At 40.7% G+C, this 14,995-nt stretch carries 11 protein-coding genes and 1 pseudogene; 6 read left to right on the top strand and 6 right to left on the bottom strand.

Annotated elements, in window-relative coordinates; translation table 11 throughout:
- Positions 1-4 precede the first annotated feature (4 nt).
- From cysW to A6B40_RS02085, 3 genes are read right to left on the bottom strand one after another with little or no spacing between them, the layout of a single operon-like run.
- The gene (gene cysW / locus A6B40_RS02075; protein ID WP_176671408.1) at positions 5-829 is read right to left on the bottom strand and encodes a sulfate ABC transporter permease subunit CysW; all 825 of its coding nucleotides are present in this window, start codon (positions 827-829) and stop codon (positions 5-7) included.
- 8 nt (positions 830-837) lie between these two features.
- Positions 838-1,653, bottom strand: a complete 816-nt coding sequence (gene cysT, locus A6B40_RS02080; protein WP_176671409.1) for a sulfate ABC transporter permease subunit CysT — start codon at positions 1,651-1,653, stop codon at positions 838-840.
- 23 nt (positions 1,654-1,676) lie between these two features.
- Complete coding sequence (locus A6B40_RS02085) at positions 1,677-2,714, bottom strand: sulfate ABC transporter substrate-binding protein (RefSeq protein ID WP_176671410.1); 1,038 nt, start codon at positions 2,712-2,714, stop codon at positions 1,677-1,679.
- A 251-nt stretch (positions 2,715-2,965) separates the two neighbouring features.
- Between A6B40_RS02085 and cysG the strand changes: the two genes are divergently transcribed.
- The 6 genes and pseudogenes from cysG to cysI all read left to right on the top strand — a co-directional run bounded on the left by cysG (position 2,966) and on the right by cysI (position 11,315).
- On the top strand, positions 2,966-4,402 hold the full coding sequence (gene cysG, locus A6B40_RS02090) for a siroheme synthase CysG (protein WP_176671411.1): 1,437 nt from the start codon (positions 2,966-2,968) through the stop codon (positions 4,400-4,402).
- A gap of 282 nt (positions 4,403-4,684) precedes the next feature.
- Positions 4,685-5,422, top strand: coding sequence for a phosphoadenylyl-sulfate reductase (locus tag A6B40_RS02095; protein ID WP_025247808.1), 738 nt, complete (start codon positions 4,685-4,687; stop codon positions 5,420-5,422).
- Between the two features lie 28 nt (positions 5,423-5,450).
- Positions 5,451-6,377 carry a sulfate adenylyltransferase subunit CysD gene (cysD, locus tag A6B40_RS02100; RefSeq protein ID WP_025247809.1) on the top strand — a complete coding sequence of 309 codons (927 nt, stop codon included), beginning with the start codon at positions 5,451-5,453 and terminating at the stop codon, positions 6,375-6,377.
- Between the two features lie 24 nt (positions 6,378-6,401).
- A pseudogene (locus A6B40_RS02105) lies at positions 6,402-7,690 on the top strand (sulfate adenylyltransferase subunit 1).
- 44 nt (positions 7,691-7,734) lie between these two features.
- Positions 7,735-9,519: an assimilatory sulfite reductase (NADPH) flavoprotein subunit gene (locus A6B40_RS02110; RefSeq protein ID WP_176671412.1), complete on the top strand. Its 1,785-nt coding sequence runs from the start codon at positions 7,735-7,737 to the stop codon at positions 9,517-9,519.
- Positions 9,520-9,539: 20 nt separating this feature from the next.
- Positions 9,540-11,315 carry an assimilatory sulfite reductase (NADPH) hemoprotein subunit gene (gene cysI, locus A6B40_RS02115; protein WP_176671413.1) on the top strand — a complete coding sequence of 592 codons (1,776 nt, stop codon included), beginning with the start codon at positions 9,540-9,542 and terminating at the stop codon, positions 11,313-11,315.
- 54 nt (positions 11,316-11,369) lie between these two features.
- Here cysI and A6B40_RS02120 read toward each other — a convergent pair whose 3' ends face one another.
- The 3 genes from A6B40_RS02120 to trpB all read right to left on the bottom strand — a co-directional run bounded on the left by A6B40_RS02120 (position 11,370) and on the right by trpB (position 14,952).
- Positions 11,370-12,776, bottom strand: a complete 1,407-nt coding sequence (locus A6B40_RS02120; protein ID WP_176671414.1) for a YdgA family protein — start codon at positions 12,774-12,776, stop codon at positions 11,370-11,372.
- 173 nt (positions 12,777-12,949) lie between these two features.
- The gene (trpA, locus tag A6B40_RS02125) at positions 12,950-13,762 is read right to left on the bottom strand and encodes a tryptophan synthase subunit alpha (protein ID WP_176671415.1); all 813 of its coding nucleotides are present in this window, start codon (positions 13,760-13,762) and stop codon (positions 12,950-12,952) included.
- A complete protein-coding gene (gene trpB / locus A6B40_RS02130; RefSeq protein ID WP_025217466.1) occupies positions 13,762-14,952 on the bottom strand; it encodes a tryptophan synthase subunit beta in 1,191 nt (396 codons plus the stop codon). The genes trpA and trpB overlap by 1 nt, the downstream gene beginning before the upstream one ends.
- Between the last annotated feature and the right edge of the window lie 43 nt (positions 14,953-14,995).

The raw sequence follows: 14,995 nt of genomic DNA on the forward strand, positions 1-14,995 counted from the left end.
ATTCCTAAGCAAGTTCACGGACTAATTTATGCTCTGTCCATTGACGCAAAAAGAGCAAAATTAACGATAAGCACAGCAGTAAAATTGCCACGCTGAATGCCGCTGCGGCGTTATATTCGTTATATAAAATTTCGATTTGTAGCGGTAAGGTATTCGTCACTCCTCGAATATGCCCAGACACCACCGACACCGCCCCAAACTCGCCTAATGCTCTTGCGGTACAAAGCACCACACCGTGTAATAATGCCCATTTGATGTTAGGGAGTGTTACATAACAAAAAATCTGCCAGCCATTTGCCCCTAATACAGTAGCCGCCTCTTCCTCCGCCACACCTTGAGCCTCCATTACAGGAATAATTTCACGAGCCACAAAAGGCACAGAAATAAATAATGTGGCTAAAATAATACCCGGAATTGCATAAATTATTTGAAAATCGACCGCTTGTAAGTGCGGATAGAGCCAACTTTGCGCCCCAAATAGCAACACATAAATCAAACCAGCCACAATAGGCGAAATGGAAAACGGTAAATCAATCAGCGTTAAAAGTAGCTGTCTGCCCCTAAATTGATACTTTGTTACCACCCAAGCCGCCGCAATGCCAAATATCACATTTAACGGCACAGCAATGCTCACAGCGAGTAAGGTTAATTTTAGGGCGGAGAGGGTATCTTCCTCACTAATCGCCTCCCAAAAGAAAATAAATCCTTTGGCAAATCCTTGTGCAATCACGGTTAAAAGGGGTAACACTAAAATCAATGCGAATAATATTAACGCTGAAGCAATCAGAAAATATTCTGCAAGCGGTCGTTTTTTTATGATTTTTTGCATATTTTCTCCTACTTCCCTGTTCGTTTTGCAAAATAGCGTTGAATGTAATTAATCACAAAAATCAAGATAAATGAGATGATGAGCATCATCGCCCCAATGGTTGCTGCACTTACATAATCATATTGATCAAGTTTTGAGACGATCACGAGCGGTAAAATCTCCGTTCTAAAAGGCAAGTTACCCGAAATAAAGGCCACCGAGCCATACTCGCCTAAACCTCTAGCAAAAGCTAAGGTAAAGCCTGTAATCCAAGCGGGCAGAATGGCTGGAAAAATCACATAACGAAAACGTTGCCAGCTTGAAGCCCCAAGTATTTCAGCGGCTTCTTCCACATCTTTTGGCAAATCCTCTAGCACGGGCTGTAGCGTTCTTACCACAAAAGGCAAAGCAACAAAGAGCAAAGCAAGCATAATGCCTAATGCACTGTAGGCAATTTTGAAATCAAAGAACTGCCCTATAACACCGTTACGGGCGTAAATCGCAGTTAATGCAATGCCTGCAACGGCAGTTGGCAGAGCAAACGGCATATCAATAAAGGTATCCATCCAGCGTTTTCCCCAAAATTGATATCGCACTAATACCCAAGCTAATAGTAAGCCGATAAAAGCATTAATGAGTGCCGCAAAAAATGCGGTGCTAAGTGATAGCTTCAATGCAGTTAAAAGTTGGCGACTGGTTATCAGTTTCCAGAATTGCTCTGCTGAAATTTGGGCGGAATAGACAAATAAACTGGCTAATGGAATAAGCACAACCAAACTTAAAAAAGTAACCGTGTAGCCTAAACTTAAATTAAATCCCGGGATAAGGCGTGTTGTTGCAGACATTTTATGCTCTCTTGTTATTCATTTTATTGGTAAATTTTTTCTAATATTTGGTCGAAAATACCGCCATCATCAAAAAAGCGAGCTTGAATCTGTGAACTGTTCTCACCAAAAATTTCATCAAGTTTGCGTAAATTCAATACAGGAAATTGCTCCCGATATTGTTCTAAAATGGCTTGATTTACTGGTCGGTAATGATTTTTCGCAATAATATGCTGTGCTTCATCACTATAGAGATGCTTCACATAGGCTTCTGCTGCTTGGCGAGTGCCTTTTTTGTCCACTACGCTATCTACCATTGCAACAGGTGGCTCAGCTAAAATAGAGGTTGGAGGCACTACAATTTCAACATTTTCGCCGCCTTCTTCTTTTAGAGCTAAGTGCGCTTCATTTTCCCAAGTAAGCAAAACATCGCCTAAGCCACGTTGAATAAAGCTCATTGTTGCCCCTCTTGCTCCAGTGTCTAGCACTGGTACTTGGCGATAAACGTTGGTAGTAAATTCAAGAGCTTTCTCATCGCTACCAAAAGCTGTTTTGCCATAAACCCATACCGCAAAAAAATTCCATCTTGCCCCACCAGAAGTTTTAGGATTAGGCGTGATAACCTCCACGCCCTCTTTCAACAGATCTTGCCAATCCAAAATTTGATGCGGATTGCCTTTTCTAACCAAAAAAACAATGGTAGACGTATAAGGCGAGCTGTTATTTGCTAGTCGCTTCTGCCAATTTGGATCAATAAGCTGCTGGTTGCGGTTTAAAGCATCAATATCGCTTGATAAAGCAAGAGTAACTACATCAGCTTGCAAACCATCAATCACAGCACGAGCTTGTTTGCCCGAACCACCGTGCGATGTTTTAACTGCAAGAGAAGTATCTCCCGTTAAAGATTGCCAATGCTTTTCAAATAACGGGTTGTATTCTTTATAGAGTTCACGAGTTGGATCGTAAGAAACATTTAATAAGGTTTGAGCCATTGCACTACTCGAAATAAAACTGCCCATCATTGCAATGAATACTGCTTTACAAGCGGTCGTTTTTATAAAATTTTTTGCAAATAACCTCATTTAACATTTCTCCAACTTATTATTTATGAATGCCATAAAATCTAGCGGTTAAATATAAATTGGTAAAAGAACCAAAAATTTTTTAATATTCTTTAAAAGAATAAAAAGCTAAAACTCATATAAAACAACCTATTCTTTCATTAATTTATTCCTAAATGGAATAATCTATAAAATGTCGTTATTTCTACCCTTCAATAATTTCATTTATAACTAATCGCAATAAAACTACATTTATTTAAAAAGGATATGCAATGAGTTATTTACCTATTTTTGTCGATTTAAAAAAACGCCCTGTTTTAGTTGTAGGTGGCGGACACGTTGCCACTCGCAAAATTACTGCGTTATTAAAAGTGGGGGCTAACGTGAAAATTGTGGCTCGTGAATTAGATAGCCCTTTGCATAACCTACTTGAGGAAGGAAAAGTGGAATGGTTCGCAACAGAATTCGAGCCAGAGCAAGTTAATCAAGCCTATCTCATTATTGCTGCCACCGATGATAATGAACTTAACAACTTTGTATTTAAAAGTGCCGAAGCCGCACAGCGTTTGGTTAATGTAGTGGATGACCAACCGCATTGCAGCTATATCTTCCCTTCTGTGATCGACCGTTCGCCGATTCAAATTGCGATTTCAAGCGGTGGTGCAGCCCCTGTGTTAATTCGTCTATTGCGTGAAAAATTAGAAGCCTTAATTCCACAAAATGTGGGCGAAATAGCAAGTATTTCAGGCAGATGGCGAAATGCAGTAAAAGCAAAATTCCCGCATATGACTCAACGCAGACGCTTTTGGGAAAAGCTGTTCACTAATTTGCATTTTCAACGTTTAACCGAAACCCACCAAACAGCTCAAGCAGAAGCATTATTAGAACAAGAATTAGAAGCTGACAACCCAATTATTGGCGAAGTTTCACTCGTAGGAGCAGGGCCGGGCGATGCTGGCTTGCTAACACTTAAAGGCTTACAAGCCATTCAGCAAGCTGATGTCGTGCTTTATGATGCGTTAGTGTCTGAAAGCGTATTAGAGTTGGTTCGCCGTGATGCTGACCGAGTATTTGTTGGCAAACGAGCAGGTAAAGACTGTGTAAAACAAGAAGAAACCAATGCTCTTTTAGTGAAATATGCGAAAAAAGGAAAGCGTGTTGTTCGCTTAAAAGGGGGCGATCCTTTTGTGTTTGGACGTGGCGGCGAAGAACTGGAAGTTTTAAAAGCGGAGAATATTCCATTTAATGTTGTACCTGGTATTACAGCCGCATTAGGTGCGACGGCATACGCTGGTATTCCGCTTACTCATCGTGATTATTCACAAAATGCAACCTTTATTACAGGGCATATCAAGCCAGATGGCACAAGCCTAAAATGGGAAGCCCTTGCTCAAAGTAATCAAACATTAGTGGTTTATATGGGTACAATTAAAGCTGCGGAGCTTGCAAGCCAATTACAGAGATATGGCAAACCTGCCGACACGCCAGTCGCTATTGTCAGTAACGGTACATTACCAAATCAAAGCACACAAATCGGCACGTTAAGTGAATTGCCAGAACTTGCTGCGAATGCACCAACGCCTGCACTCATTGTGATTGGCGAGGTAGTAAAATTACAACCGCAACTTGCGTGGTTCGGCTCACAAGCCCAGCAATTTATTTCAACCCAAGAAACATTATGGAATAATCAATTAGAAAAATGTGCCTAAATAAATTAAATATCTATTTAATAACTAAATAGTATAAAGAGCCTATTTTAATAAATAGGCTCTTTTATTTATTGTTATCTTAAATAAATAATAAAATATTATTTAGCATTCCATAAAATTATAAAAATAAACATTTAGCATTTAAAGCTCATAAAAAGCCAATTATTTAATTTATATATTCCAAAATAATATTAAATATGCGTTGTTATTATTTTTAAGTTTTATATTTTCCCTTTATAAATACATTCATTGATTTTATGAGCTTTGCTCAGTGGGGAAAATATGTCATTTTTTATTAAACCGACTTTGTGGGAAATTCCACAGCCAAGCGAAAGTGATTTTGCAAAACTTTCGGAAAAAGAGACCGCTTTAATCGAACGTATTCAACAGATTGCACAGCAATATCACAATGCTAAATTTGCCAGCAGTTTGGCAGTTGAAGATATGGTAATTACTGATGTGATTGCCAAACAAAAGGCGAACATTGCCGTCTTTACCCTTGAAACCCAACGTCTGAACCCAGAAACTCTTGCATTGGTTGATAAGGTTAAAACGCACTACCCTCATTTAGACTTTCAGCTCTACTATCCTGATCCTAAAAAGGTTGAACAATATGAACAAGAGAATGGGCGTAATGGTTTTTACGAAAGTATAGAACGCCGCCGTGAATGTTGTTTTATCCGTAAAATCGAGCCACTTAATCACGCATTAAATGATGCAGATGCGTGGCTCACCGGGCAACGTAGAGAGCAATCGGTAACAAGAACCTATTTGCCTTTTGAAGAACAAGATAAAGAACGCAGTATTGCCAAATATAACCCTATTTTTGACTGGTCCGAAATCGATGTTTGGGCATATATCTTAAAACATCGCATTCCTTATAACAGTTTATATGAACAAGGGTATCCAAGTATTGGCTGTGAGCCTTGTACTCGCCCTGTAAAACAAGAGGAAGATATTCGAGCCGGTCGCTGGTGGTGGGAAAACAAAGACAGCAAAGAGTGCGGATTACATAAATAATTCAACATTTAAATTAAGGAAGAAATCTATGTCAGTAAACAATAAGATTGAAAACGGTCATTTAGATTGGCTTGAAGCAGAATCAATTCATATTATCCGTGAAGTTGTAGCCGAGTGCAGCAATCCTGCTCTGCTCTTTTCGGGCGGTAAAGATTCTGTGGTATTGCTTGCCCTTGCTCGTAAAGCGTTCCAATTAGAAGGGCGTGAATTGGTGCTGCCTTTTCCATTAGTGCATATTGACACAGGTCATAACTATCCAGAAGTGATCCAATTTCGTGATGAGCAAGTCGCAAAATTAAAAGCAAAATTAGTTGTTGGACACGTTGAAAATTCTATTGCGAAAGGCACTGTAGTTTTGCGTAAAGAGACCGATTCTCGCAATGCTGCCCAAGCGGTTACTTTATTAGAAACCATTGAAGCACAAGGATTTGATGCCCTAATGGGTGGAGCTCGACGAGATGAAGAAAAAGCCCGAGCTAAAGAACGAATTTTCTCATTCCGTGATGAATTCGGACAATGGGATCCTAAAGCTCAACGCCCTGAATTGTGGTCTCTCTACAATGCTAAATTGCATAAAGGCGAAAATATGCGTGTATTCCCAATCTCTAACTGGACGGAATTGGACATTTGGCAATATATCGAACGAGAAAATCTTGAACTACCGAGTATTTATTACGCTCACGAACGTGAGGTTGTTGAACGCAATGGTTTATTAGTGCCTGTTACACCACTTACGCCAAAACAGGTAAGCGAAGAAAGTAAGCTCGTTTCGGTGCGTTTCCGTACTGTAGGCGATATTAGTTGTACTTGCCCTGTTGCGAGTACGGCAGCTACTCCTGCTGATATTATCAAAGAAACCGCTGTTGCGGAAATTTCAGAACGTAGTGCAACCCGAATGGACGACAGAACATCTGAATCTGCAATGGAACAACGTAAAAAACAAGGTTATTTCTAATTTAAGATAAGTAAGGAACAAGATATGAGCAATATTAACCAATCTGCCCCACTTCGTTTTATTACTGCAGGGAGTGTTGATGATGGAAAAAGCACTCTCATCGGGCGTTTACTTTATGATAGTAAAGCCCTTTTAAGCGACCAATTATTAAGCCTAAATAAATCAAAAAATAATAATGAGACTATTGATTTTTCAATTTTGCTGATGGTTTGGAAGCTGAACGTGAACAAGGCATTACCATTGACGTTGCCTACCGTTATTTTTCAACGGCAAAACGTAAATTTATTATTGCCGATACGCCCGGACATGAACAATACACACGCAATATGGTAACAGGAGCTTCAACGGCGAATGCAGCGATTGTATTGATTGATGCAACTCGCCTTGACTTTAGCCAGCCAGAGCTAGAGCTATTACCACAGACCAAACGCCATTCAGCCATTTTAAAGCATTTGAACACGCCTCACATTATTGTGGCAGTAAACAAAATGGATCTGTTTGATTTCGATTTTGCAAAATTTCAGGCAATTACGACCGCTTACAACAAACTCGCCACACAACTCGGCTTAAATGATGTAATTTTTGTGCCGGTTTCCGCCCTGCAAGGCGATAACATTGTGCATAAAAGCGAGCGTACTTCGTGGTATGAAGGCGAACCGTTGCTGACTATTCTAGAAAACCTACCGAGTGTCGAGAAAATTTCAGAAAAAGCGGAAGATTTCCATTTCCCTGTTCAGTTAGTCAGCCGCTTAGACCAAGACAAAGCCAATGATTTTCGTGGCTATCAAGGAAGAATTGAAGCTGGTTCAGTACAAGTAGGTGATACGATTCGTATTGAGCCGAATGGCCATACTTCCCAAGTTGCTCAAATTTATACCCCGAATGGTTTAGTTGAACAAGCTACCGTTGGCGAACAAGTAACTATTAGCTTAACTGATGATATTGATATTTCTCGTGGCGATACGCTTGTTGCACAAAATAACGCTATTACGGCTATCAAACAACTTAGTGCAACGGTTTGCTGGTTCGATCATCGTCCGCTTAGCCTTGCTCGTAAATATTTGCTAAAACACACAACCCAAACCGTGTTCGCAAAAGTAATCAGCATCGATTATGTATTGGACGTTAAAACGCTCAGTCGTTCTTCTGAAGCCGATACACTCAACTTAAACGATATTGGCAAAATACAAATTTCATTACAAAAGCCCATCACCACAACCAGTTACGAGCAAAACATTGCAACAGGCTCATTTATTTTAATTGATGAAGCCACTTATCACACTGTGGCTGCGGGTATGATTTTAAATGATTAATTTTCATTAGATAAAGTAACTGTTTTTACTGTGGGGAATATTAAATGACAAACACAACTGACATTCCGTTATCACCCGATTTAGAACATTTAATTCAGGGGCTAGATAACCTTCAATTAGCTTGGCTATCAGGCTATGCTTGGGCAAAAGCAAAAGATGGTAGTAACGATTTTACTGTACCTGTTCAAAATCAAACTAGTGAGGTAGCAAAGGCATTAAAAGTTACGGTGCTTTCAGCTTCACAAACAGGTAATGCAAAATTGGTTGCCAATAAATTAACGGAAACATTGAACACCGCTGGGGTTACTGCGGTACACCATTCACTGAGTAACTATAAAGCTAAAAATATTAGTGATGAAGACATTGTCATTTTAGTTACCTCTACACAAGGAGATGGTGAGCCACCAGAAGAAGGCATGGTACTATATAAATTCCTAAATGGTAAAAAAGCACCAAAATTAGACCGCTTGCAATTTGCCGTGCTTGGTTTAGGTGATAGTTCCTATCCTAATTTCTGCCAAGCAGGTAAGGACTTTGATAGCCAATTAGCTAAATTGGGTGCAAGCCGATTATTAGATCGTACCGATGCCGATTTGGAATTTCAAACCACCACTGACTCTTGGATTGAACATATCACAGCGGTGTTAAAAGAAAAATCGACTCAGAAAAGCGTTGCTATCACATCAAGTACACAAAAAACAGCCGTTGTTAGCTCTAAATTTATGAAAGAAAATCCATTTCCTGCAACATTATTAACCAATCAGAGAATTACGGATTCAACTGCACAGAAAGATGTTCGCCATCTTGAGTTTGATTTATCAGGTTCAAATTTAACCTATCAAGCAGGCGATGCATTAGGCGTGTGGTTTGATAACGATCCTGAATTAGTGCAAGCCTTCTTAAATGCTGTGGGCTTAAATGGCGAAGAAGAGGTGATTGTTGCAGAACAAACAAGAAGTTTACGCTCTGCCTTATTAACCTACTTAGATTTAACCAAAGCATCGCTTCCATTTGTAAAAAGTTATGCTGAATTTGCCAACAACCCAGAATTAACTGACATTGTAGCTGATAATGACAAAGTAGCTAATTTAATAGCAACTCGAGCCATTATTGATATTATCGAGCAATATCCGACAACACTAAAAGCAGAACAATTAGTTAGTCTATTACGTCCACTCACACCTCGTTTATATTCAATTTCCTCATCACAATCAGAAGTGGGTGATGAGGTACATTTAAGCGTGGGAGTCGTGCGATTTGAACATAACGGCAAGGTTCGTTCAGGTGCAGCATCAAGCTATTTGGCAGATCGTGTGGAAGAAGATGGTACAGTTCGTGTTTTCGTAGAACACAACGATAATTTCCGCCTACCGCAAGATAATACCAAGCCGATTATTATGATTGGCTCTGGCACAGGCATTGCCCCATACCGAGCGTTCCTTCAACAACGTGCTAATGATGATGCAAGCGGTCAAAATTGGCTGATTTTTGGCAATCAGCATTTCACGAAAGATTTCCTTTACCAAACAGAATGGCAGCAGTTTAAAAAAGATGGCTACTTGCACAAATATAGTTTTGCGTGGTCTCGTGATCAGGCAGAGAAAATCTATGTGCAGGACAAAATCCGTGAAAACGCAGAAGCTATCTGGGCTTGGTTACAAGAAGGGGCTTATGTTTATGTATGTGGCGATGCCACTCGTATGGCAAAAGATGTGGAACAAGCCTTACTTGATGTGATTGAACAGCAAGGCAAATTCAGCCGTGATGATGCAGAAGAATACCTGAGCGAATTAGCTGAAGCAAAACGCTACCAACGTGATATTTATTAAATTTTTTATCGGAGTAACCTATGACGAAGAAAGAACAAAAAGGCTTAGAGTGGAAAGCTAAACCATTGTCTGACAACGAACGCTTAAAAACCGAAAGTAACTACTTGCGTGGAACGATTTTACAAGATTTAGAAGACCAGCTCAGCGGTGGTTTTACGGGCGATAATTTCCAGCTTATTCGCTTTCACGGTATGTATGAGCAAGACGACCGAGATATTCGTGCCGAGCGTTTGGATCAGAAATTAGAACCGCTCAAATTTATGATGTTGCGTTGCCGTTTACCAGGTGGGATCATCAAACCTGAGCAGTGGATTGAGATTGATAAATTCGCTCGTGAGCATAATCACTATCAGTCTATTCGTTTAACTAACCGCCAGACTTTCCAATATCACGGCGTTCCTAAAACTAAACTACAAGATGTTCATCGCTTGCTACATAAATTAGGTTTAGACTCGATTGCAACAGCGGCTGATATGAACCGTAATGTACTCTGCTCTTCCAACCCGGTGGAATCTGAACTACATCAAGAGGCGTATGAATGGGCAAAACGCATTTCCGAGCATTTACTGCCCCGTACTCGTGGCTATTTAGATGTTTGGATTGATGGTAAAAAAATTGAAAGTTCTGAAGATCTATTAAAACTGCAAGAAGATGAGCCAATTTTAGGTAAAACCTATTTACCTAGAAAATATAAAACTGCTGTCGCTCTACCACCTCTCAATGATGTAGACTTATACAGTAACGATATGAACTTTGTCGGCATTAAAGATGAAAAAACCGGTAAGTTAGCAGGCTTTAATGTGTTAGTTGGCGGTGGGCTTTCGTTTGAACATGGTAACACAAAAACTTACCCGAATATTGCTTTAGAACTTGGTTTTGTACCTGTAGAACATACGCTTAAAGCGGCAGAATGTGTTGTTACAACCCAGCGTGATTTCGGTAACCGAGCTGATCGTAAAAATGCCCGTGTTCGCTATACTGTGCAGAATATGAGCTTAGATGGTTTTAGAGCCGAAGTGGAAGAACGAATGGGCTTTAAGTTCGAGCCAAGCCGTCCGTTTGAATTTACCGAGCGAGGCGACCGTATCGGCTGGGTAAAAGGCATTGACAATAAATGGCACTTAACTTGTTTTGTTGAAAGTGGGCGTTTAGTTGATACCCCTGAATTTCCACTAATGACGGGTATGCTAGAAATTGCCAAAGTGCATAAAGGGGATTTCCGTATCACAGCGAATCAAAATATCATTATTGCAAATGTGGCAAAAGAAGATAAAGCCCAAATTGAAAATATCGCTCGCCAATACGGCTTAATGCGAGACATTACTAAACTGCGTGAAAATGCGATGTCTTGCGTGGCATTCCCAACTTGCCCGTTAGCAATGGCAGAAGCAGAGCGGATTTTACCTGCCTTTATTGATGAGCTGGATAAAATTTTAGCGGATCACAGTGTGTCTGATGAAACCATCGTTACTCGTATTACAGGTTGCCCGAACGGCTGTGGACGTGCGATGTTGGCAGAAATTGGCTTAGTTGGAAAAGCGGTTGGGCGTTACAATCTTCATTTAGGCGGTAACATTGCGGGTACCAGAATTCCCCGTTTGTATCGTGAAAATATCACGCTTACGGAAATACTCAATGAACTTGATCCACTGATCGGGCAATGGGCAAAAGAGCGAGAAACAAACGAAGCCTTTGGTGATTTTGTTATCCGAAAAGGTATTATTACCCCTGTTATCAACCCTGTAGTCGATTTCTGGGACGCTTCCAAAGCAATTATTCCAACTCAAGCGATTTAAAAAAATAAGGGGCTGTATGAATTTTCATACAGCCCCTTACTCATATTTCGTGATTTATTGACCGAGCGAACCTGCTCCCATCATAATTACAAATAATGCCATTTGGATTTCATCTTCAGTTAATTCACGACCATTTAAGATTAATTTCTCATTCTTAATCGATAATTCAATCTTCACGTTATTTTCATCTACTTTTCTTAAGCCATACTGTTCAGCCCCTGCATTGAGAAAAATGGCATCAACTTGTTGTTTGGCAGCGGCTTTTGCCTCTTCTTCACTTAATTTCTCTTTTACCATTGAGATTTGGCGAATAATATCTTCCGCATATTGACGGTTGATATTTGAAGTAAATTTACTCGTTGAAAGTGCTTTTAATACCTCTTGCGTATTACCGATATTTTGCGGATCAATTTGTGCTATATTCAATAATAATGCTAAATCAACTTTACCTTTGCCATTTTCAAGCGAGAAGTTATTAAGATGGAACTTCACCGATTTTGCCAGCAACTGCATTAAAAGCTCTGTTGTTTGCGGATCTTCAAATCCTTCAGGTCTAGATAATAGTGGGGTAATATCATTGGTTAATTTAGCATCGAAATCGTATGCCATATCCATTTTTAACTTACCCATTTCAACACCTTCAATGTTAAAAGATGCTGCCTCTAAATCGCCCGTAGACACTACACGATCACCTTTTAATAAGCTATCGCCTTTAACCACAATATCTTTAATTTGCGATAACTCGCCCTCTTTAGACTTAAATTCAATGGCTTTAACTTTACCGTTACCTTTTCCTAAAGTTAGATGTGGATAGTTTTCATTGTTCTCGGTTTGCATTTCATAAGAAACACCTTGAATTTGCAAATCAAGTTCTTCTGCTGTTACTTTGACATTATCTAACTCAACGCTGCTATCAATTCCTTTCGCTTTTTGGTCATAGCTATATTGCATCTTAATTGGCGTTGTTTCAAGAACACCTGTTTCATCACTATATTTAATTGGAGAAACATCAAAATGCCCTTTCACATCGCCCGAATAGCTGATATTAGCCACACCAGAACCAATATGTTCGCCCATTAATTTTTTAAATGGCTCAGGGGCTTGGAGTTTGCTTTCTGCACTCATCATCACAGGTGCAAGGTTAAGTTTCGCTAAGCGATTAAGTGGTAACGGCCCGTGATGAAGTTTATCATTACCGATAAAATCTAATTTTTCGCCATCGCCAAAATCCACCTCTAAACGATATTTCGCATCAGAGCTAAAGAAATGGCGATCTATCTGCACATCTTTAAGCTCAATATTTGCCCCAAATTCACCACTAAGTTGTTTAAGTTGATTATTTGCTTGTACCACTAAATCTTGATATTTCTCCTCAACTTGTTTACCTGTATACCAACTACCACCAACTACAACTACACCGATAACTGTGACTACTGAAAGGGCAATTTTGCTTAATTTCATAGTTTTCCTTAATATATTAAAAAATAGTTATTTCTGTCATTTAGATTACCATTTTTTGGAATTTGTTCAACTTTAAAAATAGATGTCAGATTTCTAAGAAATATTGGGGCAGTTAGATTATCTGCCCCAATAAATATTATAATTGCAAAATTATTTGAAATTATAACCGCTTGCTATTCTCTTCTGCTTGCTTCTTTCATTGCTTTAACAAACTCACCCAGTTCTTTCAGTAAATTTGCTTGGTTAGCTAAATTCCGCTCAATGATTTTCACAATGGCGGAACCTGAAATTGCCCCATCGCAGCCTAACGCTAGGGCTTCTCTCACTTGCTCTGGTTTGGCGATGCCGAAGCCTTGCAAAATTGGAGCGGAATTTGACCGCTTTAAGCCTTCCACCAAATTGTCTAAATTGCTGGCGTGGGCTTGGTTTTCCGCACTGGTGACGCCTGCTCGGGAAACTAAATAGGTGTAACCCTCGGTAAGCTTGGCAATACGTTCGATTGTGTTTTGGTCAGCATTCGGTGGGCAGATAAACACCGGCTGAATACTGTGTTGTTTCGCTATCGGCACAAACTCTTCCGCCGCAAGCAATGGGAGATCGGCAATCAGCACCGCATCTACCCCACTCTCTTTACAACGCTTGAAGAATACTTCCGCCGTTGGCACAAAAATCAGGTTGGCACAAAGGAGCAAGCCGATAGGAATATCGGGATATTTCGCCCGAATTTTACCGATAAGTTCAAAGCACGCATCGGTGCTGTAACCGGCATCTAACGCACGTTTGTTCGCTGCTTGGATCACGGGGCCGTCTAACAAAGGATCGGAAAACGGAAAACCGAGTTCCAAAGCGTCTGCACCGTTTGCAATCATTGTTTCGATAATTTCAAAACTGCGATCAAAATCGGGATCGCATAGGGTCACAAATGGCACGAAAGCCCCTTCGTTTTTCGCTTTTAATGCGGTGAATAAGGTGTCAAAACGGCTCATTAGTTGCCTCCATTTAAGATTTTATCAACAGTAAAAATGTCTTTGTCGCCACGTCCTGATAAGTTCACCACCAAAAGCTGCTCTTTGTCTGGGTTTTGTGCAATCAGTTTTAAAGCGTAGGCTAACGCGTGGGAAGATTCCAATGCCGGAATAATGCCCTCGTTTTTGGCTAACGCTTGGAAGGCGTCTAAGGCTTCTTGGTCGGTAATCGAGACATAATCGGCTCTGCCTGTCGCGTTCAAATAGGCGTGTTGCGGCCCAACGGAGGGGAAATCTAAACCTGCGGAAATGGAGTAGGACTCTTCAATTTGTCCGTCTTTGTCTTGCATAATCGGCGATTTCATACCGAAATAAATGCCGGTTGTACCGTGTTTGAGCGGAGCACCGTGCTCGCCGGTTTCAATGCCTTTGCCTGCCGGTTCTACGCCGATTAATTTCACCGAACTTTCTTCGATAAAATCAGCGAACATTCCAATCGCATTTGAGCCACCGCCAACCGCTGCAATGACAGCATCCGGCAAGCGGTCTTCTTTTTCCAAAATTTGGCGTTTGGTTTCCTCGCCAATCATTTTTTGGAACTCTCGCACCATTGTCGGGAAAGGGTGCGGGCCTGCCGCCGTGCCGATTAAATAGTGGGTAGTTTCATAATTTGCTGCCCAATCACGCATTGCTTCGCAGCAGGCATCTTTCAGAGAGCAAGATCCTTTTTCGACCGGAATCACCTCCGCCCCCATTAAACGCATACGGAATACGTTTGGCGATTGGCGTTCCACATCTTTCGCCCCCATATAAACCACGCACGGCATTCCAAGCATTGCACATGCCAGTGAGGTTGCCACACCGTGCTGCCCTGCTCCGGTTTCAGCAATAATACGGGTTTTGCCCATTCGCTTGGCAAGCAAAATCTGCCCTAACACTTGGTTGGTTTTGTGGGCTCCGCCGTGCAATAAATCTTCACGCTTTAGGTAAAGTTTAGTTTTCGTGCCTTTGGTCAGGTTGCGGCAAAGGGTCAGTGCGGTCGGGCGACCGGCGTAGTTTTTCAGTAAATCGGCAAATTCCGCCTGAAATTCAGGATCTTGTTGAGCCTCTACAAAGGCTTGTTCAAGCTGTTTGAGCACCGGCACTAAAATTTCGGGAACGTACATTCCGCCGAATTCACCAAAATAAGGGTTGAGAAGTGTGTCTGACATAATATTTCCTTTTATATTTTACCCCTCTCCCCTTGTGGGAGAG

The organism is Mannheimia varigena (assembly GCF_013377235.1).
GTDB lineage: Bacteria > Pseudomonadota > Gammaproteobacteria > Enterobacterales > Pasteurellaceae > Mannheimia > Mannheimia varigena.

Bases quoted from the DNA above. Each gene is read 5' to 3' on its own strand.
- cysW (WP_176671408.1), bottom strand. From the start codon at position 829: ATGCAAAAAATCATAAAAAAACGACCGCTTGCAGAATATTTTCTGATT.
- cysT (WP_176671409.1), bottom strand. From the start codon at position 1,653: ATGTCTGCAACAACACGCCTTATCCCGGGATTTAATTTAAGTTTAGGC.
- A6B40_RS02085 (WP_176671410.1), bottom strand. From the start codon at position 2,714: ATGAGGTTATTTGCAAAAAATTTTATAAAAACGACCGCTTGTAAAGCA.
- cysG (WP_176671411.1), top strand. From the start codon at position 2,966: ATGAGTTATTTACCTATTTTTGTCGATTTAAAAAAACGCCCTGTTTTA.
- A6B40_RS02095 (WP_025247808.1), top strand. From the start codon at position 4,685: ATGTCATTTTTTATTAAACCGACTTTGTGGGAAATTCCACAGCCAAGC.
- cysD (WP_025247809.1), top strand. From the start codon at position 5,451: ATGTCAGTAAACAATAAGATTGAAAACGGTCATTTAGATTGGCTTGAA.
- A6B40_RS02110 (WP_176671412.1), top strand. From the start codon at position 7,735: ATGACAAACACAACTGACATTCCGTTATCACCCGATTTAGAACATTTA.
- cysI (WP_176671413.1), top strand. From the start codon at position 9,540: ATGACGAAGAAAGAACAAAAAGGCTTAGAGTGGAAAGCTAAACCATTG.
- A6B40_RS02120 (WP_176671414.1), bottom strand. From the start codon at position 12,776: ATGAAATTAAGCAAAATTGCCCTTTCAGTAGTCACAGTTATCGGTGTA.
- trpA (WP_176671415.1), bottom strand. From the start codon at position 13,762: ATGAGCCGTTTTGACACCTTATTCACCGCATTAAAAGCGAAAAACGAA.
- trpB (WP_025217466.1), bottom strand. From the start codon at position 14,952: ATGTCAGACACACTTCTCAACCCTTATTTTGGTGAATTCGGCGGAATG.